The sequence below is a fragment of the Arthrobacter sp. 05L417 genome (assembly GCF_056397865.1).
In genome coordinates, this window is sequence record NZ_JBFTOG010000009.1 from 85,151 (window position 1) to 105,790 (window position 20,640).

Consider the following 20,640-nt stretch of genomic DNA (forward strand, 5'->3'; position numbering starts at 1 on the left):
ATGACCATCACCGCTTCGGTGCGCTCAGTCCGTAAGAGCTTCCGCGCACGTACCCTCATCTACATCCTTGCCTCCCTCGGGCTCCTCGTCACCCTCGCTCCCTTCGCATGGATGATTCTCGGATCGATCAAGCCGACAGGCGAGATTCTGGCAGACCCCAACGCCTGGCTCCCCAAAAGCCCCACCCTAGGCAACTTCACGGATCTCCTGTCTCGGCAGAACTTCGGGCTGTACTTCTTCAACAGCGCCGTAGTCGCCATCGCCTGTGTCATTGGCAATCTTCTCTTCTGCGCGATGGCTGGCTACGCCCTCGCAAAGATCGACTTCGCGGGCAAACGGCTGCTGTTCTCGCTCGTGCTACTGATGCTCGTCGTCCCCGGTATAGCTACGTTCGTGCCCCTGTTCGTGCAGGTCAGCAACCTGGGCTTGGCCAACAGCTATCTTGGGCTGATTCTTCCCTATATCGTCACGCCACTCGGTGTGTTCCTCATGCGCCAGTTCATCGGCGACATTCCCGATGCCCTCCTTGAGGCGGCGAAACTGGACGGTGCCGGAGAGGTCCGGACCTTCTTCCGGCTGATCCTGCCACTTTCGGGACCCGCCCTCGCCACGCTCGCGATCCTGACATTCCTGGCCCAATGGAACAACTTCCTTTGGCCCTTGGTGATCGCACAGACGGACGACATGTACACCCTTCCGGTGGCTCTCGCGCTCTTTTCGATCGGGGCCAACGGCACAAACTATGGCCTGCTCTTGGCAGGAGCTGTCGTCGTCGTGCTGCCGATCATCGTGGTCTTCCTCTTCTTACAGCGCTACTTCATCCAGGGCATCGCAAACACAGGAATCAAATGACAAACACAACCACCGCAAGCGCCGTTATGGTCCCACATCTCGACCGCACCAGTGGGCTTGCGCAACTCGTAGTCGACGGCCGACACTTTCCCGTGCTCGGAGTCGAACTACACAACTCCACCTCATCCGGGACAGCTGCCCTGAGCCACGGACTTGAGATAGCCCGCAAAGTCAACGCGACAACGGTCTTGGCCAGCGTCACCTGGGAAGCACTCGAACCCACAGAGGGCAACTATGATTTCTCCTCCGTCGACAAGCTCGTCTCGCAGGTCCGCAAAGCAGGTCTCCGACTCGTGCTGCTGTGGTTCGGGGCCTGGAAGAATGGATCCTCCAGCTACGCACCGGCATGGGTGAAGCTCGATTGGGAGAGGTTCCCACGCTGCGTGCTCGACGACGGCCGGCTGTCCGACACGCTCACGCCGTTCGGCCCCACACAGCTTGACGCACCTGCCTTTCAGGCGCTGGTGGAGCATGTTGAGCAGATCGACGCCGAGCACCGGACCGTAATCATGATCCAGATCGAGAACGAAATAGGACTGCTGGGGGCATCCAGAGATCATTCCGAGCAGGCCGGTCGTGCCTTCCATGCGGCCGTGCCGGAAAGTCTGAGGCAATCCCTTCTCCGACGTCCCGGCTTCGAGGGAGACCGCCAAAGCTGGGCAGACGTCACGGACGATCCGCTAGGACGTGACGAGGCGTTCATGGCTTGGGGGTACGCATCCCATGTCGAAGCCCTGGCACGCCGGGCACGAACCGTCTCGCCGCTTCCCTTTTTCGTAAATGCGTGGCTTGACAGCGAGATTGACGTCGAGGTCGAGGGGTTCGCAGTAGCGGGAGGGCAGGTCCCCGGCACCTACCCAAGTGGCGGTCCTCTGCCGCGGGTCGCGGATGTTTGGACATCCATCGCGACAAGTGTGGACCTGTTCACACCCGACGTGTACTTCGGTGACCCGGACAAGATCCTGCCCGCTTTTGCAGAGATGTCCCGGGGCTTGTTCATCCCCGAGCAGCGGCGAGATCAGACGGGTGTCGGGACCGCCTTCCTCGCCATTGGCGAGTACGGCGCGCTCGGCGTATCTCCCTTCGGTGTTGACTCTGCCGGCTGGGAGGATCTTGCTCCCTTGGAGGACGCCTACGCCTTACTGTCTGCGGTGTTTCCGTTGACAAGTCATCCTGAGGGCACGCGGCGCGAACTCATGGGGTTTCATCTCACGGATGCCGTCCCGACGGTAACGCGGTCCCTGGGGAGCATCGATCTGGTGATCACCAGAGCCGCAGGAATCGGCGTAGATCCAGCCGGATCCGATAGCTACGGCATGGTCGTGAATCTCGGCGATGACACGTTGCTGACCGTCGGGCGTGGATTTAGGATCGACTTCGAACATGCTGACCCGGCCTGGCAGGTCGGTCTCGAGGCGGTAGACGAACTTGAACCTGACGGCATGCTCGCTCGAATGCTCAACGGTGACGAGACCGCCGGTGGTACCGCCATAATCCACCCGCCGCTCCAGCCGGCCGAAAGTCCGTTCCCGATCCCCATGAGCCACGCGCACTCAGGTATGTCCCGGTGTCGTCTTTATCGCCTGCCAAGGACCGTTGCCCCAGGTGCGGTTTGAGTGCACCTGCCGCCCAGCACTCCCGAAGTCGCTGGGCACCTGCCATCGCCCTCCCCGTCATCACCCTCGGCGGTTACGCCGCGCTCTTCATAGCCGGCACCGTCGTGGGAATCATCGACGCCGCCCCCGTCCCCCGCATCAATGGAGTCAACTAAATGAACCCCGCCCTGTCACCAGCTGTACTGTCCCAGGCTTCGGATTCCCCGGATGCCGAGGCACGGATCCGCGAACTCGCCCAGAGCCTTACCCTGGAACAGCAGGTCCAGCTGCTGACCGGCGCAGACGTCTGGGCCACCCACGCCATCCCGGAAATCGGACTCAGCCGCGTGGTGATGTCCGACGGCCCTTCGGGCGTCCGCGGCGAAGACTTCGACGAGCGTCACGACTCCGTCTCCCTGCCGTCGTCGTCCGCCCTGTCCGCCACCTGGAGCGTCGAAACGGCGCGCCGGTACGGCCAGGTCCTGGGACAGGAGGCGCGCCGCAAGGGAGCGCACGCCGTTCTGGGCCCCACCATCAACCTTCACCGCTCACCGCTGGGCGGCCGACACTTCGAATGCATGAGCGAGGACCCGCGGCTCACGGCAACCATCGCCGCCGGATACGTCTCCGGCGTGCAGTCCATGGGCGTCGGCGCCACGCCCAAGCACTACCTGGCCAACGAGGCCGAGACGGACCGCTTCACCGCCGACTCCGTGGTGGCCGAACGACCGCTGCGTGAGCTCTACCTGGCAGCCTTCGAGGACGCCATCACCGAGGCCCGCGCGTGGCTGGTGATGAGCTCCTACAACTCCATCAACGGCACCACCGCCAGCGAAAACAAACTGCTCGAAACCCCGCTGTCCACCGAATGGGGATTCGACGGCGTCGTGGTCTCCGACTGGACCGGCGTACGGTCCGTGGAGGCGGCCAACGCCCACCAGGACCTGGAAATGCCCGGCCCGGTGGGCCACTGGGGACCCAAGCTGCTCGCAGCCGTCAAGGACGGGCGCGTCAGCCGGGAAGTTATCCTGGAAAAGGTCGTCCGCATCCTGCGGCTGGCAGCCCGCGTCGGTTCCCTCGAGGGATTCACCCCCGCCATGACGGAGCTTCCCGCCCAGCTGAACGGCGCCGCCGTCGCCCGTGAAGTGGCCGTCCGCGGCGCGGTGCTGGTCCGCAACGTCGGCGGCATCCTGCCGCTGGATGCTTCGAAGCTCGGCAGCGTGGCCGTGATCGGGCACAACGCCGAGGAGGCGCGCACCCAGGGCGGCGGCAGCGCCACCGTGATGCCCAAATACACCGTCTCGCCGCTGGAGGGACTACGGGCTGCCCTTCCCGGCAACGTCGAGGTCAGCTACGCCCGCGGCGCCAAGGTCGCCGAGGGACTGCAGCCCTTCCGCCGCACGACGTTGTGGAATCCTGTGTCCGGGGTCCCCGGGATGCGTGTCTCCTTCCTTGCCGCTGGCGGTTCTGTCATCTCCGGTGAAGACCGGCTTGCCTCGCACTTGATCTGGTTCGGGGTGGGCATCCCCGAGGGCGCCGTCGCCATCCGGATGGAGACCGTGTGGACTGCAGAAACAGCAGGCGTTCACCATCTCGGCGTCGGCACCGTTGGCCAGATTCGACTTGCACTGGACGGATCGGAAGTATTTAGCGGCGAAATCGAGGACGACACGGACGTCCTCGGGGCCGCGCTGTTCGACCCGCCCAAGACCGTCCGCCCCATCGAAACGGCGGCCGGCGAGCGCGTCCGGATCGAGGCGGAATACCAGCTGCCCACGCAGCAGGTCATTCCGTTCACCGTGATCCTGCTCGGCGAAGAGACAGTAGTTTCTGACCCGCAGGCGGAGATCGACGCCGCCGTGGCGGCAGCACGGATCTCAGATGTCGCAGTAGTCGTGGTTGGCACCAATGCGGCCATCGAGTCCGAAGGTTTCGACCGCAAGGACCTGGACCTCCCGGGACTCCAAAACCAGCTCGTGGAGGCCGTCGCCGCGGTGAACCCCCGCACGATCGTCGTGGTGAACTCCGGTTCGCCGGTGCTCATGCCCTGGCTAAACAAGGTGGGAGCCGTGCTGCTGGGCTGGTTCGGCGGCCAGGAATTCGGCACCGCGATCGCCGACATCCTGCTGGGAGCCGAGGAGCCGGGCGGACGCCTTCCCACCACCTGGCCCGCCGCGCTGGCGGATGTGCCTGTCCTCAACACCACGCCCGTTGACGGCAAGGTGGTCTATTCCGAGGGGATCCACATCGGCTACCGGGCGTGGCTCAAGCAGGAAGCCGCCGGAGGCGCCGCCCCGGCCCTCCCGTTCGGCTTCGGGCTGGGCTACACCACGTTCGAGCTGGGTACCGCCCACGCGCCCCAGTCCGTCCTGGCCGGGCAGGACGTTGTGGTGCACGTTCCGGTCCGGAACACCGGCACACGCACGGGCCGCGAAGTGGTCCAAGTCTACCTTGCCCGCGCGGAGTCGGCTGTGGAGCGCCCGGCCCGCTGGCTCGCCGGCTACGCCGGAACGCACCTTGCACCCGCCGGAACGGACAGCGTCGAGGTCCGCATCCCGGCGAAAGCTTTCGGGCATTACGACGGCGGCTGGAAGTTCGAGCAGGGCACATTCCGCCTGCTGGTAGGCCGGCACGCGGCTGACGACTTCCAGGTACTGGAAATCGAACTGCGCTAAGCCTCGCTCAGCACAGGCTACTGCCGGGCTGGATCCGATTGCTAGGTCGTGCCACGGCCACGACGCCATAAGAGTGCTTTATGCGTTCTTGGCCGTCAGCTGTGGGTAGACGGCTTCGATGGGGGCGCTGAGTCCGGCCTTGAGCTGCACGGACCTGTCGACAGCGAGAACCTCGTACTCACCGGCTTCCACGGCATCCAAAACGGTACGTACGCGATCAGCCGGGTCCGTCTTGGGCTCGCTGGCGTGCGCAGCCATCGCCGTATCGACATAGCCGACATGGACGCCCACCACATGGACGCCTGCGGGGGCGAGCTCCAGGCGCAGCGAGTTGGTCGCCGACCAGAGGGCGGCCTTGGTGGCGCTGTAGATGCCGGCGACGGCGTACCAGCTCAGTGCGGAGTGGATGTCGATGATCACAGACTCATCCTTCGCTGACAGGCTCGGTGCGAATGCGCGGGCGAGGAACATCGGGCCGAGGAAGTTCGTCTCGACGTTGGTGCGGATTTCCTCTGTGGTGTGGGTGAGGATACCCGCGCTGCCACGGAGGTTCCGGCGTTGTTGATCAACACCGTGACGTCCCCGGCGGCTTAGACGGCTGCCTGGATCGAGGCAGGGTCTGTGACATCGAGCCTGAGTGGGACGATGCGTTCGTCCTCCCAGATGCGGGGGGTGCGGGCGGTGGCGTAGACCTTGCTGGCGCCGCGGGCGAGGGCGTCGTGGACGAAGTGGGTTCCGATGCCGCCGTTTGCTCCGGTGACGAGGACGACTGCTCCATCGAGTGAAGGCATTTTCATGGCCTTTCTTGTAGCGAGATTATCCGCATCGGTCGGTGCGGATGGTTTGATGGCTTAGGTGTAAGCCGCCTGTCGACTGGCCGGGGAAGCGGCCGGGGCGGGCGGCCCACGGGCATGCGATCAGGCGTGTGCCAGCGCCGCGTAATCGGTGTAGCCAGCTGCGCCGCCGCCGTAGAGGGTGGTCGGGTTTCACCTCGTTCAGCGGGCGCCTGCGCGCAGCCGCTCGACGATGTCGAGGATGGCCAGCGCGAAACGCGGTGCCGGGCGACGCGGTTGGCGAGCAGGATGTCCTTTGCCTGGTCGTCATTTGCACAGCAACGGGTCTGTGTAGAAGATGGAGACTTAGGCTCGTCGTCGTCGTCGCCGCCGTCACGATCCGATCAGCCCACCCACGCATTGATTCACTGGTTCACTTCTCAAGCCAGCGTGCTGTCTTCCGGCAGTGATTTATTCCTGCTGCTGTATCTCCCGCAGGACTGCCTCAGCTACGCGAAAAGACTCAAGGGCAGAAGGCGCGCCACAGTAGATCATTGTCTGTAACAGGACTTCCTGTATTTCCTGTTCCGTTACGCCGTTGTTAACTGCGCCGTGGACATGTCCTGCAAATTCATGGGGACGGTTGAGGGCAGTCAGCATCGCCAGATTCAGCATGCTTCGCGTCTTCAGATCCAGCCCCGGCCTGGGCCATACCTTCCCCCACGCGTACTCGGTGGCAAGTTCCTGGACAGGGCGGCAAAAGTCGCTGGTCTGTCCAAGGCTGCGTTCGAAATGGGCTGCCCCCATGACATTCACCCGGAAGTATTGTTGTTTTTCCAGTAGCCGTAAAACCCGTCGAAATCGTGAAATGGCGGCCGGAAGTCGACACCCAGGCGCTTCAACACAGCCCTCAGCGCAGCCATCACGGCACGGGACTCATGAACCGAGATCCTGGGATTATTTTCAGTGCCACGATTTTGATACGTCAACAGGAGACGCTAAACACCGATCTCATAGAGTGAGATTCTGCGTAGCAAGTACCCTACCCACCTCATAACTCAACAATGAGCGGTCAGTAATGTGCGGTGGCCCATATGGGTCAGCAGCCGGGCGCAGAAAGGTATTGCCGCAGTTCAGAGGCACATTTGCCTACCCATCTGACAACGTTGGTAAGCTTCGCAGAAAGTGCCTTTTTTGCGCTGAGATGAGGGCGTGCGTCACTACCCGTGCAAATCGGGCCCATCAACTGCACATCACGCCGGCACAGGCCGCTGAGGTAATCGCCGGATCAACTCACCGCGCGTCAGTCCCCATGAGCCAGGCCCTTGACGGTGTGGATCTGCTGGGCGCTGCTCGTCTGGCTATCAGATCGGACTCCCCGTGCCAGGAGGTGAGGGAGCATCATGATATGCCTTTGGCGAGGTCCGCGGCTCGGATCGCTCCGGCGAATGGTCCGAGGTGTGCTTCAGTCAGTCGGTTGCTTTCATGGGATGTTCTTTCCTTGCTCGTCATCTACTCACGGATTGCAGTGGCCATGGGTCTGGTCTGCGTGAGTGTTGGCGGTCAGTAGACCCGCTGGCGCTTCGCAACCGGTATTTGCAGGGCTTGCGTCGCTCCGGATGCCAGGAGCGTGGTGTCGCTGTCTGCTACTGCCCAGGAGTAGCCCAAGGCTGCGAAGGCCCTCGCTCGTTCGGCAGATCCGGCGTAGGCCCCAACTGCGGTTCCCCGGCTGTTGCAGGCGTCGGCGATTCTCTTCAAAGGAGAGCCAGGATCGCGGAGCAGCGAGTCAACGTCGGTACCTAGGTCCAGTGCCAGGTCGAATGGGCCCACAAAGATGGAGTCGATACCTGGTGTATCGAGAATGGCCTCGATGTTGGCGAGTGCTTGTCCGGTTTCGATCATTGCGGTGAGTTCGACCTGTTCGTTGGCGTCAGCCGGGCTGCGGACCGGGGAGCCGGCCAGCGCCGTCAACGGGCCCCAGCTGCGACCTCCGCGGGGAGGGTAGCGGGCAGCGAAGGCTATGGCTGCTGCCTGTTCTGCAGTGTTGACCATGGGGACGATCACGTGGGCAGCGCCAGCGTCCAGCGCGAATCCGATGTCTGCGTAGCTGGCACTACGCAGGCGGACGGCCAAGGTTTCCGACGACTGGCCAGCGAAGGCTGCCAGGATCTTCTCTTCGGTCCACAGGCCGTGCTGCATGTCCAGGCAGTGCCATCCGAACCCCAGCGTCGAGGTTATGGACACTATTTGGGTGGACCCAAGAAAGTGCCACAGTCTGTTTTCATATGGTGTGGTCATGGGATTTGCTCACAATCGGTACGAAAGGCCTGCGGTGAAGTGGTGCTTTAGGGCAGATGCGCCGATAGCGGACTGTTGGAAGGACTCGCCCAAGCGCGTCAATCCTTGGACCAGGTGCTCCTGAGTCTTTCCCGCGTAGCTGAGGCATGATTGGCTTCAGTGGACACAGCGTAGAAAAGGCGATCCGGGTACATATGCGACGCGGGCCTCAGGGATCGCTGTCTCTGCAAGGTGCTGCTCGGCGTCGAAGCCCGTTGGGAAGGTGAGCCAGATGAACAGGCCCCCGTCCGGTTTGGTGTGTGCGATCGAGGTCGGAAACGTGGCTTCGATGGTTTTGAGTGCGGGGTCCCGCTGGGCCTTATGAATCTGAACCGATCTGCGCGTATGAGCTTCCAGGTCATATGAGTCCAGGAATGCGGACACGATGGACATGTTCAGGGTGCTGCACTGTGTATCGGCTGCAAGTTTGAGGAGCGCCATTTTTCGGCGGATCTCCGGCGCGGCGACTACCCATCCGAGCCACAGCCCAGGAGCCGGGTCGACGCCGGTCGAAACGTTGTCACGACGTCGGTGGGGGGCGAGGTACAACTCGCCAATCGCACTTCTACTTCGATCTGGGCAAGGGAGAGGGACTTCCATGCTCCTTGACCGCAACTGCTTCAATGTCGACAGCGCCGTCCACGTACGTCCCACTTCTACCTCATTCGTCGGCTCATCGTATTTGAGGGCCGAGCAGGCCCTGTGTCAGCAACCGCAAGATCGTCGGATGACCAAATCGGTGGGAAACAGTTGAATCTCGCCGCTTGGCTCGTCCCTGGAGAGAGCTGCTTTAAGGACTGCGTCAGCGATTTGGTTGATCGACTGTTTCACCGTGGTGAGCTGGGGCCAGCTGAATTCCGATTCGGAAGTTCCGTCGAAGGAGACAACGGCAATGTCTTCGGGTACGGACAGCTTGGCTTCGTGGATGGCGCGAAGGGCTCCGACGGCCAGCAGGTCAGAGCTGGCGAAGATGGCTGTCGGCGGCTTCGGCAGCTCAAGAAGGCGGAGCGTGGCTTCGTAGCCGCCCTGCCTGGTGAACTCGGTAAATTCCGCAGGCCCCTCGGGCAAGCCTGCCTCGCGAAGCGCCTTCCTCCAGCCGTTATGCCGTGGGTCCACGCGTGACGGGTCGATGTCCTTGCCGACCAGAATGCCGATGTCCTCGTGGCCGTGACCGATGAGGTGCCTCACACCCATTGCGGCTCCCTGTTCGAAGTCGGTGCTGATGGTGGGGATGCCGTGCACGGCGCTGGACTGGTCGATGAGCACCCGTGGAATTCCCTGGACCGGCATGGCGGCGACTTCGCTTGGGGTGAGCACGGTGGCGAGGATGATCGCGTCGACTTGGCGTGAGACGAGGTTGAGGGTGTTTTGCCGCTCGGTGTCGGCATCCGTGCGGGAGTTCGCGGCGAGGAGTGCGTAGCCGCGGACGGCGGCCGCCTGCGCAATGGCGTCCGTGAGTTCGGCGAAATATGGGTTGGTGCTGTCGGGGACAATCATCCCGAGCAGTCGCGTGGAGCCCATGGACAGGGCCCGGGCGGTTGCGTTCGGCTGGTACTGGAGCACCTTGATGGCCTCGCGCACCCGTGCCGCAGTGGCCGCCGCGACCGGCTTGGGGCCCCCGTTGATGACATAGCTGACGACCGCCGTGCTGACTCCCGCAAAACGGGCGACATCGGTCCGCGTTACTTTTCCGGTTCCGGCCTGCGCCTGCAGACTTGGCATGAAGACCACCTTAATACTCCGTTGTTCCTCATAGTCTACCCGCGTGGACTCGCAGCCTTTTTGACGACTCGCCCAACGTTTACCAAGGCTGAAAAGACGCTTGCACCAATGAGTCTACCCGCGTAGACTCGTTCCCAAGCCCATGAGTAGTGATCCTTCTCACGCTTCACCTGACGATGTCGAAGGCTTTTTGAACGCTCTCCCTAAATTTTTCACATTCTCCGAAGGGATCAATGATGACCATTCCGAAATCCACGAGCGGGGCGCGGATCCTCACCGCCGCCGCCGCGGTATCCATCGCAACCATGGCGCTCACCGCCTGCGGCAGTCCGGGAACCGGCAGCGCCGGTCCTTCCGTTCAGGCAGGTTCCGGTGAAGGCACTATCAATGTTTGGGCCGTCGACGGTCAGGCCGCCGAGAACAATGCGCTGAAGAAGATCATTTCGTCCTTCGAGAGCTCCCAGAGCAAGATCAAAGTGAACCTGAAGCTCTTTCCCTCTGACCAGTACACCAAGGCCGTGAACTCCGCCGCTCCAGAGGACTTGCCCGATGTCCTGGACTTTGATGGACCGACGTTGGCCAGCTTCGTTTACAACGGCAAGATGGCCCCGCTGAAGGGCTCCGTGTCCGATGAAACCCTGTCCAACCAGACGGATTCCATCAAGGCGCAGAACACTGTCGATGACACCGTGTACGGCGTGGGCATGATGAACGCCGGGCTGGCGCTTTGGGGCAACAAGAAGCTCCTGGATGCCGCAGGCGTTGCCTATCCGACCACACCGGAAAAGGCGTGGACGGCCGACGAATTCACAGGGGTCCTGGGCAAGCTCGCAGCCGTGGTTCCGGGAGGAAAGCCCCTGGATCTTTCGGAACAGTACGGCTTTGCCAACGAATGGGGAACCTGCTGCTCGGCGGGACCGGTCATCTGGTCCGGAGGCGGCACCATGCTCAAGGACAACAAGGCATCCGGTGCGCTGGACTCAGACGCCAACGTAAAATCCCTGACAACCTTCGCCAGCTGGAAGAAGTACACCGATCCGAACGCCGATGGGCTGGCCTTCACCAACGGACGCGTTGCACTGAGCTGGGTCGGACACTGGACTTACCCCACCTACAAAGCCTTGGGCAGCGATCTCGTCTCCATCCCGTTGCCCAACTTCGGCAAAGGCACCAAGACGGCTTCCGGCACCTTCGCCTGGGGCATGGGAGCGAGCACCAAGAACGGCACCGCGGCCGGAAAGTTCCTGGACTTCTTGATGAGTGACCAAAGTGTCAGCACCTACACCGACGCCAATGGTGCACCGCCCGCGACCAAGACCGCGCTGGCCGCGTCCAAGCTCTACGGTCCCGGCAAGCAACTGCAGCTCCTGGGCGAGCAGCTGAGCAAGTCATGCGGCACCGAAGACCAGATCAACGAATCCTGTGTCAGCGTTACCCGTCCGGTGACCGCCGGATACCCCATCGTGACCGACCAGGTGGGCAAGGCCGAAGCCGCCATCTATGCCGGCAAGGACGCCAAGGAAGCCCTGAGCGCCGCTGCCCGCGCCATTGACCAGAATTTCGCCGACAACGACGGATACAAGAAGTAGCCTCCGGTATAGGTCCGGCCGCCACCACAGCGCGCGGCCGGACCGCCCCGGACTCGCTTCAGCGAAAGCCCTCCACCATGACTACTCAAACGCAAGACATCCAGGCATCTGCGGTGACGGCCAAACGGCGGTCATCCCCTAGCCTCACCGGGCACCGCTTCGCAGGCCCCCTCTTTGCCAGTCCGGCCCTGCTCGGCCTCGCAATCTTCCTCGTCGCACCGTTCGTATTCGCGATCGTGCTGTCCTTCTACCGCGTGCAGCTCAACAGCCCGCGCCCGGCCCGCTTCGTCGGTTTCGAACAATACACGCGACTGTTCACTGATCCCGACTTGTCTGCAGCCTTCGGGCACGCGCTGCTGAACAACTTCACCTTCGCCCTCATCGTCGTGCCCGTGCAGACGGTCTTGGCCCTGGCCCTGGCCGTACTCGTCAACCGCAAGCTGCGCGGCATGGTGATCTTCCGAACGTTCATCTTCATGCCCCTGGTGTTCCCGCTGGCCCTGACGGCCGTGATCTGGCGGCTCATCTACTCCCGCGGCGATGAGGGACTCCTGAACGCCATTCTCGGTCTGTTCAGCGGCGGCGCATTGTCGAGCCATGACTGGCTCGGCGACCCTTCCACTGCGCTCGGATCCATCATTGTCATGTCGATCTGGCAAAGCGTGAGCTTCCAGATGATCATCGTTCTCGCAGCGCTGCAGAGCGTACCTGCCGAGCTTTACGAGGCGGCATCATTGGACCGCGCGAACAAATGGGCCCAGTTCCTCAACGTCACGGTGCCGGGCATCAGGAACACCTTGATCTTCGTTGCCCTCATCACGACCATCTTCTCGTTCCGGCTCTTCGACCAGGTGTATCTGTTGAGCCGTTCGGGAAGCGTTGACCGCGGCTCGACCGAGACTGTGATGACGCAGATCATCAACACCGGGTTCGACAACAACAACGTGGGTCAGGCCGCCGCCATGACCGTCATCTTCATGCTGATCATCACCGTGATCGCAATCATTCAGCGCGCCGCGGCGCGCCAGCGAGGGGGCGTCTGATGGCGATGTCAAGGACTTTGAAACCAGGAAGGCAGAGCGGAAGCATGAAACGCACACGACGATTGCAAACCGCCCTCCATTACCTGATCCTGACTGCGGTCTCTCTGTTCTTCCTCCTGCCCGTCTATTACCTGATTGTCGGAAGCTTCCGCCCCTCTGCCGAGGTCCTCAGCGGCCTGAGCGGCTTTGTTCCGACCAACCTGACCTTCGACAACTACACCGGAGTCTTCGACCACCTCAGCTCGGATGCCACCGGATACTTCGGGCAGTTCGCTGCGGTGTCAATCATCGTCACCACTGGGGTGGTTGCCGGCAGCCTCGTCGTGAACTCCATGGCGGCCTACTCTTTCGCCCGGATGCAATGGCGGGGAAAGAAGATCCTCTTCCTACTGGTGATTGTCCTGACGATCATCCCGTTCGAAGCCGTCGCCCTGCCCCTGTACTACATGTTCTCCGGGCAGCGGGACACCATCGTCATCCAGGCGATCCCGTTTATTGCCAATGCGTTCTCGATCTTCCTGTTCTACACCTTCTTCCTCGACGTCCCGGGCGAGATCGAAGAGGCGGCACGTCTGGATGGGGCCGGGCCCTTCAGGACGTTTTTCCAGGTCATTGTGCCTATCACCAAGCCGGCATTCGCCACCGTGGCAATTCTTACGTTCCTGGCCCAGTGGGGATCATACCTGTGGCCGGTGCTCATGGTCTCCGACCCCACCGTTCGCCCGCTCCCGCTGGCCATCAGCATCTTCCAGAACCAACAACCGCCGGAATGGGGGCAGGTGCTGGCCTTTGGAACGATGTTCATCGTGCCGGTCCTGGCAGTCTTCCTGATCTTCCAGCGTTGGTTCGTCGCCAGCATCAGCAGTTCCGCAATCAAGGGATAGCACCAGCTCTGGAGGTCCGGCCCTGCCCGGACCTCCACCAACAGACAAGGCAATCAATTGGTATTCAGTCTCAAGGACTCATGGGTGTGGGACTTCTGGCTCGCCGACGATGGCACCACGTTCCACATGTACTATCTCCATGCTCCGAAGAGCTTGGGCGATCCGGCACTGAGGCATCGCAACGCCCGGATCGGTCACGCCACCTCGCCAGACCTCAGCACCTGGGAGTCCCACGGTGTAGTTCTGCAGCCGGATGATCCGGATGCCTTCGACGCAACTTCTACCTGGACCGGAAGCGTGGTTCAAGGCCCGGATGGACTTTGGCGGATGTTCTATACCGGTGCCCGTTTCTACGAAACACACAATATTGAGGCCATCGGCGTTGCCACTTCTGCCGACCTTCACACCTGGACGAAGCAGCCGGACGTGGTGATTGAAGCCGACAGGCAATGGTACGAAAAATACGGTGACTCAAGCTGGCCGGAGGAAGCGTGGAGGGACCCCTGGGTGTTCGCCGACCCGGGTGGCAATGGCTGGCACATGCTCATCACAGCAAGGGCCAACACCGGCGATGTCGACGATCGCGGGGTCATCGGCCACGCCGTCTCGCCCGACCTTGAGACCTGGGAGGTCAGGCCGCCCCTGAGTCAGCCCGGGGCCGGGTTCGGACACCTCGAAGTCCCACAGACCGGAGTTGCCGGCGAACGCAGTGTCCTGTTGTTCTCCTGCGGGGTGGACACACTCGCGGCGAGGAAGGCCGAAGGATTCGGGGGCGGCGGGATCTGGAGCCTTGAAACGGACAAAGTGGCAGGACCCTACGACGTGGCCTCCGCCACTGTTGTCACCACGGCACCTCTCTACAGCGGACGCCTCATCCAGAACCGGAACGGCCAATGGTTGATGATGGCCTGCCATGACGCCAATAGCGACGGCACTTTCGACGGCGTTGTCTCGGACCCGATGCCGGTCCACTGGGATCTCGAGCGCGACTGCCTGACCCTTAGCGAACCACGTAACAACGTATGAGGAACTCCATGCCAAACGATTGCCCTGACGCGATCCTCCAGCTGACCGCCGACGGAGTATCCGTTGTCGTAGACGCCAGGAACGGCCAGCTACCCGCCATCGTCCATTGGGGCCCCTCGCTGCCGGCGTTGACCGCGGAACAGGCGCAGACCCTGGTCGCGGCCAGCGTTCCGGTGACCGGTTCCAGCTCTGCGGATCTGCCGCCCCGTCCGGGCTTTCTACCCGGACAAAGCACCGGGTGGACAGGCCGCCCAGGCCTGCGCGGTTCTTTCGAGGGCGTCGGTTGGTCGCCAAATTTCCGTACCGCTTCGCTGACCCTGAACGGCACCTCCGTGGCAGAGTTCACGGCCTCCGGCGCAGGCGTTCTCGAAATCAACGCCGTCGACGACGCCGATCGGTTGCGCCTTGACCTGACACTTGAGCTGCTCCCGGGCGGTCTGCTGCGAAGCCGGGCACGTTTGACGAACCTGTCCGATAGAAAATTCGCACTCGAAGACCTCGCTCTGGCGTTCCCTATTCCTGCGGAAGCCACCGAACTGCTGGACTTCGCCGGCAACCACTCAAACGAGCGCGTACCCCAGAGAGGCACTCTGCGAACAGGAACGCATGTGCGCGAGAACCGCAAGGGCCGTACCGGATTCGACAGCGCCTACATCCTGCACGCAGGAACCCCCGGATTCGGATTTGGCAACGGAGACGTCTGGGCCGTCCACACGGCCTGGAGCGGCAACCACCAGCACTACGCCGAGAGGGTCTTTAGCGGCGAGCAGCTTCTCGGCGGCGGTGAACTGCTCTTGCCTGGCGAGGTGCGGCTTGGTCGTGATGAAAGCTACGAGAGCCCTTGGATCTATGCCTCCTATGGGGCAGGACTCGACGAGCTCGCTCGCCGTTTCCACTCCCATGCGCGCAGCCGCCCGCGGCGGGTCTCCGCTGACCGGCCGGTGACCCTCAACGTCTGGGAAGCCGTCTATTTCAACCACGACGCCGGCAAGCTCCGCGACCTGGCAGAGCGTGCCGCCGCCCTCGGCATCGAGCGTTACGTGCTCGACGACGGGTGGTTCGGTTCGCGCCGCGACGACACCTCCGGTCTGGGCGATTGGGTGGTGTCCCCGGAAGTGTGGCCGGTTGGGCTGCACCCGTTGGTGGACCGTGTTCATGAACTCGGCATGGAGTTCGGCCTGTGGTTTGAACCCGAGATGGTCAATCCTGACAGCGATGTTGCTCGTGCCCATCCCGAATGGATCATGGCAGCGCGCCCCGAATGGCCGGTGCAGTCACGCCACCAACAAGTACTCAATCTCTGCATTCCCGAGGCCTACGAACACGTCAAGAAGCAGATACTCGCGATCCTTGCGGAGTACCGGATCGACTACATCAAATGGGATCACAATCGTGACCTCATCGAGGCCGGAAACCAGCTCGACGGCGGACGGGCCAGCGTACACGCACAGACTCTCGCTTTCTACGCGCTGCTTGAGGAAATCCGGTCGATGCACCCGGGATTGGAGATCGAATCCTGCTCCTCGGGCGGTGCCCGCATTGACCTGGGCGTCCTGGAACACACGGACCGGGTCTGGGTATCGGACAACATCGACCCGCATGACCGGCAGTCGATGTTGCGTTGGACCACCCAACTGCTGCCGCCCGAATATCTGGGCTCCCACATTGCTTCGGGCCGTTCCCACACGACGGGCCGATACCACGACCTCGACTTCCGTGCCGGCACCGCCGTCTTCGGACATCTCGGTGTCGAGTGGGACTTGGCCGCTGCCAGCCAGGAAGAACTTGCGAGCCTGCGTGAATGGATTGGTTTTTACAAGCTGGAGCGGGACCTCCTGCTTGCAGGCGACGTCGTCCGGATGGACGGCCCCGATTCGAACGTCCTAGTTCACGGCGTCGTCAGCAATGACCGTTCCAAAGCGATCTTCGCGGCCGCGGCACTCGACAGCCTCTACCCCGACCCTGCTGCGCGCTTGAAGCTGCGTGGCATTGCCCCGGAGGCAAATTACCGGGTGGAACCGATCTTCCTCGGGGCGACTCCTTCCGGACTGGTGCCGCCGGAGTGGTGGGGCCAGCCGACAGCCGATGGCGTCGTGGTCGAACCTTCTACACTGCGCGCAACCAGTCAGCATGGTGTGGTCTTCCCCGGGGCAGTCTTCCCTGGTGATGCCCTCGCGAGAATCGGAGTTGCATCCCCGAGGATCCACCCCGATCAGGTGGTTCTATACCGCATCACCATAGCCAGCTGAACCTATCACCAGTCCACATCGGCAGGACACGGGCCGCGTGCCCTGCCGGTGTCGACATTGGCACACCGACACCTCCGAGTTTGGACGCGCTGAAGAGTCCTTGAGCAGCAAGGAGCACCATGATGATCACCCCGATCGAATCCGGACAAGTCCTGCACGTCACCGGAAACAGCACAAGCCACATCGAGGATGAACTGAGCACTGCGGTCGTGCTCGTGCGCCAACAGGCCCAAGAAGTCCAACAAGGCATTCTCGTCACTCGGCTGGGACCTGCCTCGTACACCGTCGCTCTCGATGAGGGTATCCCGTACGGCGTGACGGATGAACGAGACGAGTGGACCTCACGAGGGCTTCGTGGTGACTCTGGCGACGTGACCGACGAATTCCTGACGTGACTCATTGGGCTGCTGTTCGATTCTCTTCGCCGTCTGCCTACCAGGCTTCCTCCAGTGGAAAGTGGAAAGAAAAACCTATGAACTACTCAGCCGCGGACACCCGCTACGACTCCATGCCCTACCGCCGCGTCGGACGCAGCGGACTGAAGCTTCCCGCCATCTCCCTTGGCCTGTGGCACAACTTCGGCGACGACAAGCGCTTCGATGAGCAGCGCGCCATCCTCCGCCGCGCCTTCGACCTTGGCGTGAACCACTTCGACCTCGCCAACAACTACGGCCCGCCGGACGGCTCTGCGGAAAGCAACTTCGGCCGCCACCTGCGCGAGGACTTCCGGCCGTATCGCGATGAGCTCGTCATCTCCGCGAAGGCCGGCTACTACATGTGGCCCGGCCCGTACGGTGAATGGGGCTCACGCAAGTACCTGCTGTCCAGCCTCGACCAGTCCCTCCAGCGGATGGGCCTGGAGTACGTGGACATCTTCTACAGCCACCGCCCGGACCCGGAAACCCCGCTCGAAGAAACCATGGGCGCGCTGGACCACGCCGTGCGCTCCGGCAAGGCACTCTACGCCGGCATTTCTTCCTACAGTCCGGAGCAGACCCTGGAGGCCGCCCGGATCCTGAAGGAACTGGGCACGCCGCTGCTCATCCACCAGCCCAGCTATTCCATGCTGAACCGCTGGACGGAGGACGGCTCACCGAACCTGTACGAGACCCTGGAGCAGGTGGGGGCCGGTTCCATCGCCTTCTCGCCGCTCGCCCAAGGCCTGCTCACCAACCGCTACCTGAAAGGCATGCCTGCCGATTCCCGGGCGGCCAAGGAGCGGTTCCTGTCCGAGCGGGCGCTGACGGAGGAACGGATGGACCGCGTCCGCGGGCTGAACGCCATCGCCGAAGGCCGCGGCCAGAGCCTGGCACAGATGGCCATCGCCTGGATCCTGCGCGAGCAGCCGAAGGGCTGGCCCGTGACCTCGGCGCTGGTCGGGGCCTCCAGCGTCGCGCAGCTGGAAGACACCCTGGGTGCCCTCGAGCGGCTTGACTTCAGTGAGGAAGAAATCGCGGCGATCGATGCGTTCGCCGACGAATCCGACATCAACCGCTAGCGCCCGGCTCGCGACATAAGGTGAATCTTGGGCCTCGGGCATCCCCGCGGCGGGTGCGTAATCCGTCCAGGTTCACTTCTAGAGTGTCTTCATGACCGGTCACATGTATGCCTGGCTCCCTGAGCGCCATCTCGGGGTCGCCGCGACCCTCTCGCACGCCGACGAGCTCATCGGACAAGTCGCAGATCTGCTTTTCGACTACCAGACCCAACCAAGTGGTGTATTTCAACTGGCGGAGGTGTCCAAGGACCGGATCAGTCAAACGGTTGTGGAAAGGGTGGCCCCGATCCCGCGTAAGGTGCCGCTGCTCGTGGCTGACGCTTTGGTGGCTTTCCGGTCAGCACTCGAGCACACGTTGTTCGCCGAGGTTGAATTCCTGGACGGTGCACCCGTCGATGAGAAGGCCGCCAAGCTTGTCGAGATGCCGGCATCGGATACTTATGAGAAATTTGCCGAGTGGATGAAAAAGCGTGCCCGGAACGGTCCGCCGTCGCTACGCGCCGGTGGCGAGCTGGCTCGTCGGATTGAAGCCTTGCAGCCCTTCCATCGGCATGTACAGGCGGACCTCCACCCGTTGGCGCGGCTCGTGCTTCACACAAACCATGCGAAGCACAGGACGCCGGCGATCACGGCTGTCAGGCTGGCGGTCATGATGAGGGATGACCAGAAGCCTCGCTCGCTGCGCGATTACTCCCCGTTGGCGGAGGAGCCGATGCGCATTGGCGACATCATCGCGGAGACCCCGCTCGGCACCAAGGTTCCTGTCACCTTGTTCCCGACCGTCGGAATTAACCGGCCGGGCACCGACCGGTGGCCGGTGCTGATAAAGGAGCTTGATGAGATCTCCCGTTGGGTCCGCACGCAGGCGGTGCCGCGCCTCATCACGGGTACGGAACCGCCCGTGCCCGCGCTTCCGACGCGCTACGAGATCGCTCTCGGTCATGAAGATGAGCGTGGAGCGATGTCCATGGGGTCAACAACAACCGCCGTGGATCGTTATCAACTGCGTCTCGGGGCGGCGTCAGTACGGATAGATCTGGCTGACTTGATCAGCACGATCGACGGGTCCCCACAAAGACCGCAGATAGTGGCGTGGCTGGACCAGTTGACCGACGTCGAGGTCATGGAGAGAATGAGCCGGCTGGGAGTTACCTTCACCTACGATCCTAAGATCGTTTTCCGTAACGCCGAAGTCTTGAATGGACTGCGGGACGAGGCTCTTGCGTTTCGAGATCAGAACCAACTAGGCACGCGCCCCTGAGAACAGCCCACAGCTATAGGGAGTGATTTAGCTGAAGCCCTCTGGAGGAGGACATGTAATCTTCGACCATGAACGTCAAGGATCGGATCCCAGGGCTTGAACACAGTAAGACGACTCCGCGGTATTCCATGTGGCACATGGATGAACTGGAACTGCGGAGTTTCTTGCTTGCTACGTCCACAGCGATGAGAGCTTGGTTCAAGGCCGAAGAAGAAGCCGCCGAGGATGAGGCCGACCGGAAAATGAACCCGGAGGATTCCTACGGCGACGAGGGCTACAACCTATTCATGGACCGGGTCGGCATCTTCTGGGAACAATACTGGTATCAGCTAGCGACGGCGGTCATAAAGGATGCGTTCACCCTTTACGAGGTTTTCTTAGAAGAGTCCGCCCACGACTTACTACGCCGACACGGCTCCGGACTGCGCAACCTCTTGACCGAGCAGACATGGCTATTGGACCAGTGCGACGACTTCTACAAGCGCTACCTGGGGTTTCCCATCAAACGAGATGAGATTGAGCATGTTCAGTGGATTCGCAACAAGATGTCCCATCTGCGGGACTCCTTGCGCACTCCAGAAGGCAAAGCTGAATTTGAGGGGAAAATCGAAGCACTCGATATCAGCGGAGGTCCAAGCGATGAAGAAAGTGACCTGGGTTTACCCCACCACGAGTACGGGCGGGAACTCGCTTTTGGTCCAACAATAACGCTGAGCCCGCTTGAAGCGTGGCGGGTACTGAATCTGCTTCGCAAACACGTCGAGGAACTGACCTTGATCCTGCACAAAATTCAATATGGTGCCGCGGGACAGACTTTACCGGGTCACCCACAGATGCCAGGGCATGACGCTTTTTTCTGGAACGAAAGTTCACGGGGGGTGAAAATGCCGAGATGTTCGCTAGGCGCAAATTGCAGGATGCCACCGAGGCGTCCGGCTGGTTCGTAAAGCCCTGGAAAGCTTCGTTTGGACAGGCCATGACGACTACAGCCCGCAGCAGCGGCGTGAAAGGCGTGGGACGAGCCGGATCCGCGGACCACGCACAGGTACGTCCAAACACCGAACAACCTGAAAAGTCCGCCGGCTACGACGTCGCGCGGGCGCTGGCGTGAGGACGGGACCAAGTAGTTTGGAGTC

General features: G+C 62.2%; 18 protein-coding genes and 1 pseudogene. 14 read left to right on the top strand and 5 right to left on the bottom strand.

Going from position 1 to position 20,640, the window contains the following annotated elements; all coding sequences use genetic code 11:
• Genes AC1DJW_RS09770 through AC1DJW_RS09785 form a run of 4 tightly spaced genes read left to right on the top strand, consistent with a single transcriptional unit; the run spans window position 1 to window position 5,122 of the window.
• Window positions 1-852 (top strand): carbohydrate ABC transporter permease, encoded by an 852-nt coding sequence (locus tag AC1DJW_RS09770; RefSeq protein ID WP_476901275.1) that lies wholly within the window; start codon window positions 1-3, stop codon window positions 850-852.
• On the top strand, window positions 849-2,468 hold the full coding sequence (locus tag AC1DJW_RS09775; protein WP_476901276.1) for a DUF5597 domain-containing protein: 1,620 nt from the start codon (window positions 849-851) through the stop codon (window positions 2,466-2,468). Before AC1DJW_RS09770 ends, AC1DJW_RS09775 begins: the two co-directional genes overlap by 4 nt.
• The gene (locus AC1DJW_RS09780; protein WP_476901277.1) at window positions 2,465-2,623 is read left to right on the top strand and encodes a hypothetical protein; all 159 of its coding nucleotides are present in this window, start codon (window positions 2,465-2,467) and stop codon (window positions 2,621-2,623) included. Before AC1DJW_RS09775 ends, AC1DJW_RS09780 begins: the two co-directional genes overlap by 4 nt.
• Window positions 2,624-5,122 (top strand): beta-glucosidase, encoded by a 2,499-nt coding sequence (locus AC1DJW_RS09785; RefSeq protein WP_476901278.1) that lies wholly within the window; start codon window positions 2,624-2,626, stop codon window positions 5,120-5,122.
• A 78-nt stretch (window positions 5,123-5,200) separates the two neighbouring features.
• On the opposite strand, the pseudogene AC1DJW_RS09790 reads toward AC1DJW_RS09785, so the two are convergent.
• From AC1DJW_RS09790 to AC1DJW_RS09810, 5 genes and pseudogenes are all read right to left on the bottom strand, one after another.
• A pseudogene (locus AC1DJW_RS09790) lies at window positions 5,201-5,913 on the bottom strand (SDR family oxidoreductase).
• A 453-nt stretch (window positions 5,914-6,366) separates the two neighbouring features.
• On the bottom strand, window positions 6,367-6,702 hold the full coding sequence (locus tag AC1DJW_RS09795; protein ID WP_476901279.1) for a carboxymuconolactone decarboxylase family protein: 336 nt from the start codon (window positions 6,700-6,702) through the stop codon (window positions 6,367-6,369).
• A 756-nt stretch (window positions 6,703-7,458) separates the two neighbouring features.
• On the bottom strand, window positions 7,459-8,193 hold the full coding sequence (locus AC1DJW_RS09800) for an HpcH/HpaI aldolase family protein (protein WP_476901280.1): 735 nt from the start codon (window positions 8,191-8,193) through the stop codon (window positions 7,459-7,461).
• Between the two features lie 156 nt (window positions 8,194-8,349).
• A complete protein-coding gene (locus tag AC1DJW_RS09805; protein WP_476901281.1) occupies window positions 8,350-8,781 on the bottom strand; it encodes a hypothetical protein in 432 nt (143 codons plus the stop codon).
• Window positions 8,782-8,937: 156 nt separating this feature from the next.
• Window positions 8,938-9,954: a LacI family DNA-binding transcriptional regulator gene (locus tag AC1DJW_RS09810; RefSeq protein ID WP_476901282.1), complete on the bottom strand. Its 1,017-nt coding sequence runs from the start codon at window positions 9,952-9,954 to the stop codon at window positions 8,938-8,940.
• Between the two features lie 233 nt (window positions 9,955-10,187).
• Between AC1DJW_RS09810 and AC1DJW_RS09815 the strand changes: the two genes are divergently transcribed.
• The 10 genes from AC1DJW_RS09815 (at window position 10,188) to AC1DJW_RS09860 (ending at window position 20,615) form a co-directional block, all read left to right on the top strand.
• Window positions 10,188-11,543: an ABC transporter substrate-binding protein gene (locus AC1DJW_RS09815; RefSeq protein WP_476901283.1), complete on the top strand. Its 1,356-nt coding sequence runs from the start codon at window positions 10,188-10,190 to the stop codon at window positions 11,541-11,543.
• A 77-nt stretch (window positions 11,544-11,620) separates the two neighbouring features.
• Window positions 11,621-12,586: a carbohydrate ABC transporter permease gene (locus tag AC1DJW_RS09820; protein WP_476901284.1), complete on the top strand. Its 966-nt coding sequence runs from the start codon at window positions 11,621-11,623 to the stop codon at window positions 12,584-12,586.
• Between the two features lie 44 nt (window positions 12,587-12,630).
• Entirely contained in the window at window positions 12,631-13,470 is an 840-nt protein-coding gene (locus tag AC1DJW_RS09825; RefSeq protein WP_476901285.1) for a carbohydrate ABC transporter permease, read from the top strand.
• A gap of 57 nt (window positions 13,471-13,527) precedes the next feature.
• Complete coding sequence (locus AC1DJW_RS09830; protein ID WP_476901286.1) at window positions 13,528-14,496, top strand: glycosyl hydrolase family 32; 969 nt, start codon at window positions 13,528-13,530, stop codon at window positions 14,494-14,496.
• A gap of 8 nt (window positions 14,497-14,504) precedes the next feature.
• On the top strand, window positions 14,505-16,745 hold the full coding sequence (locus tag AC1DJW_RS09835; protein WP_476901287.1) for an alpha-galactosidase: 2,241 nt from the start codon (window positions 14,505-14,507) through the stop codon (window positions 16,743-16,745).
• A 119-nt stretch (window positions 16,746-16,864) separates the two neighbouring features.
• Entirely contained in the window at window positions 16,865-17,140 is a 276-nt protein-coding gene (locus tag AC1DJW_RS09840) for a hypothetical protein (protein WP_476901288.1), read from the top strand.
• Window positions 17,141-17,217: 77 nt separating this feature from the next.
• Window positions 17,218-18,243 (top strand): L-glyceraldehyde 3-phosphate reductase, encoded by a 1,026-nt coding sequence (mgrA, locus tag AC1DJW_RS09845; RefSeq protein WP_476901289.1) that lies wholly within the window; start codon window positions 17,218-17,220, stop codon window positions 18,241-18,243.
• Window positions 18,244-18,334: 91 nt separating this feature from the next.
• Entirely contained in the window at window positions 18,335-19,504 is a 1,170-nt protein-coding gene (locus tag AC1DJW_RS09850) for a hypothetical protein (protein ID WP_476901290.1), read from the top strand.
• 137 nt (window positions 19,505-19,641) lie between these two features.
• Window positions 19,642-20,451, top strand: a complete 810-nt coding sequence (locus tag AC1DJW_RS09855; protein ID WP_476901291.1) for a hypothetical protein — start codon at window positions 19,642-19,644, stop codon at window positions 20,449-20,451.
• Between the two features lie 29 nt (window positions 20,452-20,480).
• On the top strand, window positions 20,481-20,615 hold the full coding sequence (locus AC1DJW_RS09860) for a hypothetical protein (RefSeq protein WP_476901292.1): 135 nt from the start codon (window positions 20,481-20,483) through the stop codon (window positions 20,613-20,615).
• Window positions 20,616-20,640: the final 25 nt, after the last annotated feature.

Excerpts from the sequence above, each read along its gene's own strand:
- AC1DJW_RS09825 (WP_476901285.1), top strand. The coding sequence starts at position 12,631 with ATGAAACGCACACGACGATTGCAAACCGCCCTCCATTACCTGATCCTG.
- mgrA (WP_476901289.1), top strand. The coding sequence starts at position 17,218 with ATGAACTACTCAGCCGCGGACACCCGCTACGACTCCATGCCCTACCGC.
- AC1DJW_RS09800 (WP_476901280.1), bottom strand. The coding sequence starts at position 8,193 with ATGACCACACCATATGAAAACAGACTGTGGCACTTTCTTGGGTCCACC.
- AC1DJW_RS09850 (WP_476901290.1), top strand. The coding sequence starts at position 18,335 with ATGACCGGTCACATGTATGCCTGGCTCCCTGAGCGCCATCTCGGGGTC.
- AC1DJW_RS09835 (WP_476901287.1), top strand. The coding sequence starts at position 14,505 with ATGCCAAACGATTGCCCTGACGCGATCCTCCAGCTGACCGCCGACGGA.
- AC1DJW_RS09795 (WP_476901279.1), bottom strand. The coding sequence starts at position 6,702 with ATGGGGGCAGCCCATTTCGAACGCAGCCTTGGACAGACCAGCGACTTT.
- AC1DJW_RS09820 (WP_476901284.1), top strand. The coding sequence starts at position 11,621 with ATGACTACTCAAACGCAAGACATCCAGGCATCTGCGGTGACGGCCAAA.
- AC1DJW_RS09775 (WP_476901276.1), top strand. The coding sequence starts at position 849 with ATGACAAACACAACCACCGCAAGCGCCGTTATGGTCCCACATCTCGAC.
- AC1DJW_RS09860 (WP_476901292.1), top strand. The coding sequence starts at position 20,481 with ATGACGACTACAGCCCGCAGCAGCGGCGTGAAAGGCGTGGGACGAGCC.
- AC1DJW_RS09770 (WP_476901275.1), top strand. The coding sequence starts at position 1 with ATGACCATCACCGCTTCGGTGCGCTCAGTCCGTAAGAGCTTCCGCGCA.
- AC1DJW_RS09815 (WP_476901283.1), top strand. The coding sequence starts at position 10,188 with ATGATGACCATTCCGAAATCCACGAGCGGGGCGCGGATCCTCACCGCC.
- AC1DJW_RS09810 (WP_476901282.1), bottom strand. The coding sequence starts at position 9,954 with ATGCCAAGTCTGCAGGCGCAGGCCGGAACCGGAAAAGTAACGCGGACC.
- AC1DJW_RS09785 (WP_476901278.1), top strand. The coding sequence starts at position 2,624 with ATGAACCCCGCCCTGTCACCAGCTGTACTGTCCCAGGCTTCGGATTCC.
- AC1DJW_RS09855 (WP_476901291.1), top strand. The coding sequence starts at position 19,642 with ATGGATGAACTGGAACTGCGGAGTTTCTTGCTTGCTACGTCCACAGCG.
- AC1DJW_RS09840 (WP_476901288.1), top strand. The coding sequence starts at position 16,865 with ATGATGATCACCCCGATCGAATCCGGACAAGTCCTGCACGTCACCGGA.